Below are 2,742 nucleotides of genomic sequence, written 5' to 3' on the forward strand. Positions count from 1 at the left end.
GCTGCCGCAGCAGGTGAGCAGCTCGGCCTCGGCCCGCTCGGGCGGCAGCGAGTTGAACCGCCCGAGCCCGGGCGGGCGGGCGGTGTCAGGACGGCCGAGTTGGTCCTGGTGGTCCTGGTGGTCCTGCCGGGGTACGGGCCGGGGCTCTGCGTGCGTCTGCGCGGGGAGCTTCAGGGGGCCGGCGTGGGACTCGCTGGACAGCGTGGGCTCCGGAAAGGTCAAGGAAGTCGGCCGGGACGGGCCGAGGTCGGTGAGGTTCGGCGGAGGCCGCCGAAGGAAGATCAGGGAAGCATGTGACACAACGCTATCGATTTGTGGGCGGAACTGTCCGACTGATGCTCGAATTTCACCCAGAAGGAAGAGTTTCAGATCGCGTTATGGACATGGCCATGCGACGTTCGGCGTAGCCAGCCGTGGGTTCGCAGTAGTTTCACCGTACTTTCACCGCGCATAGGAGGTCCCCCGAGTGAGGTGGCAATCACACCCCGGCCCGGCTGCCAGCAGGACCGCCGTACGAGTGACGTCACTGGTGTTGGTGGCCTCGGCCGCCGTCGCGTGCGGGGGCGGCGGAGGCGGGTCGGGCAATGGCACCGGCAACTCGTCCTCCTCGGCCTCTTCCGGCACGCCGTCGGCCTCGCCGTCCCCCTCCCGTTCGTTTCCGCTCTCCTCGGCGCCCACGACCATCCCGTCCGTACGGACCCATGAAGCGGCGCGCGGGCCCGGCTGGAAGCCCGCCGCGGGCAGCGCGGTCGTCATCGCGGCGGGCGCGGCCGGGAGCGGACTCGCCGACGAGGGCAGGCTGCTGTCCACGGAGCTGAAGATCGCCTACCGGGGCGCGGCCGCGGCCCGCGCCGGAGACGTCGAGCTGGCGCTCGCCAAGGGCGGCGCCGCCGAGTCGTACACGCTCACCGCCCGCGACGGACGGGTCCGGATCACCGGCCCCGACCAGTCGGGCGTCTTCTACGGCACCCGCACCCTCAAGCAGGCGCTGCGCGCGGACGGCGTGATGCCGGAGGGCGTCGTGAAGGACAGGCCCGAGTGGCCGCAGCGCGGGCTCAACCTCGACATCGCCCGCAAGTTCTACACGGCCGGCTGGATCGAGGACCGGCTGCGGGAGATGGCCGACCTCAAGCTCAACGAGTTCGGACTGCACTTCTCCGACGACCAGGGCTTCCGTATCGAATCCCGGACCCACCCCGAGATCGTCTCGCAGCAGCACCTCACCCAGGCCGAGGTACGGCAGATCCTGGCCCTCGCCTCGCGCCTGCACATCACCGTCGTCCCCGAGATCGACTCCCCGGGCCACCTCGGCGCGGTGATCGACGCCCACCCCGAACTCCAGCTCCGTAACGCCCAGGGAGTGGCCACCAAGGGCGCGATCGACATCTCGAACCCCGCTTCGGCGAAGATCGTCGACGACCTGGACCGCGAGTTCGGCAAGCTGTTCACGGGGAAGTACTGGCACCTCGGCGCCGACGAGTACCAGGCGCTGGTGGTCGCCGACCCGCAGACGTCGTACCCGAAGCTGGCCGCGCTCGCCCGGAAGCAGTTCGGCGCCTCGGCGAAGGTCCAGGACCTGACGACGGCCTGGACCAACAACCGCGCCAAGGTGGTCCGCGCGATCGGCAAGAAGCCCAAGGTCTGGAACGACGGACTCTTCGCCGGCGGGGTCGTGGCAGCCGACAAGGACCTCCAGGTCGAGTACTGGACGGGCACCGAGAGCGGGGTGCGCGAGCCCCAGGCGTATCTGAGCGAGGGGCGCCAGGTGGTCAACCTCAACGACAAGTACCTGTACTACGTGCTCGGCCAGCCGAACCAGTTCCGCTACCCGACCGGGCAACTGATCTACGACGACTGGACCCCGCTGGTGCTGCGCGGCTCGAAGGCGGTGCCCAAGCGCTACTCCAAGCAGATCCTGGGCGGACGGCTCGCGATCTGGGGGGACTTCCCGAACGCCCAGACGCAGGACCAGGTGGCTGCGGGGATCAGGATGCCGCTGCGGGCGCTCGCCCAGAAGACGTGGGCGCCGGGGAAGCCGCGCCTGACCTGGACCCAATTCAAGGCACTCGCCGGGCGGTTGGGCGGCTGAATCCGGCCGGTGGCGGCGCGCTGTCGCCCCGGCGCGCCGCCCCGTACGCGGCCCGAAAGGGTGGAAACCGCGCTTGGCGTATCGGGTTTTTCCGGCGTACCGGTACGCCTCGGCCGGTCGCGGAGTGACGTATTCCAGCCGTCCGGCGCAGTACAAGGCAGTACCGCGTCCGTGACGGGAGACGTCCATGTGTCTGGTGAAGTCATGAGTCTGGTGAAGCTGATCGCAGAGGCGGACGAACGCGGCCTCGCCGCGAGCGGGCTCGGCTGTCTCGACCGGTGTCTGCCGCTGCTCGCCGAAGAGGCCGAGATCCTGCGCCCCCTGTGGGCCGGGATCGTGGACGGCGAGAAGGACTGGGCGGCGCGGCTGGCCGAGACCAGGGAAGCCGTCAACGCCGTCATCGGTGTACTGGGTGTCATCGCGGCCGAGCCCGCCCCGGACGTCACGGCGACGCTCGTTGGGACGATGCTCGCTTCGGCGCCCTCGGAGTGGGCGCCGGGGCCGCTGCGCGCGTGGGCCGACACCTGTTCCCTCGTGGCGCTGGAGATCCACCAGGGATTCGAAGCGGGCGCCGGCACCGGGACCCCCGGCGGCGCGGAACCGGGCGCGTTCGCCGAGGCCGCCGGCTCCGCCACCGCGTCGGAGCGGCTCCC

Annotated in this window: 2 protein-coding genes and 1 pseudogene; 2 read left to right on the forward strand and 1 reads right to left on the reverse strand. The window is 70.6% G+C overall.

Annotation, left to right across the window (positions count from 1 at the left end; all coding sequences use genetic code 11):
• Positions 1 to 222, reverse strand: a pseudogene (locus tag QR77_RS46900) (hypothetical protein); the annotation flags it as partial.
• A gap of 304 nt (positions 223 to 526) precedes the next feature.
• Here QR77_RS46900 and QR77_RS25585 point away from each other — a divergent pair.
• Together QR77_RS25585 and QR77_RS46905 are read left to right on the forward strand one after the other, a co-directional pair.
• Positions 527 to 2,089 carry a glycoside hydrolase family 20 protein gene (locus QR77_RS25585; RefSeq protein ID WP_236711155.1) on the forward strand — a complete coding sequence of 521 codons (1,563 nt, stop codon included), beginning with the start codon at positions 527 to 529 and terminating at the stop codon, positions 2,087 to 2,089.
• A 204-nt stretch (positions 2,090 to 2,293) separates the two neighbouring features.
• Positions 2,294 to 2,742 (forward strand): hypothetical protein (locus QR77_RS46905; protein ID WP_107068983.1); only part of this gene is annotated, 449 nt, incomplete at its 3' end.

The sequence above is a fragment of the Streptomyces sp. 150FB genome (assembly GCF_000818195.1).
GTDB lineage: Bacteria > Actinomycetota > Actinomycetes > Streptomycetales > Streptomycetaceae > Streptomyces.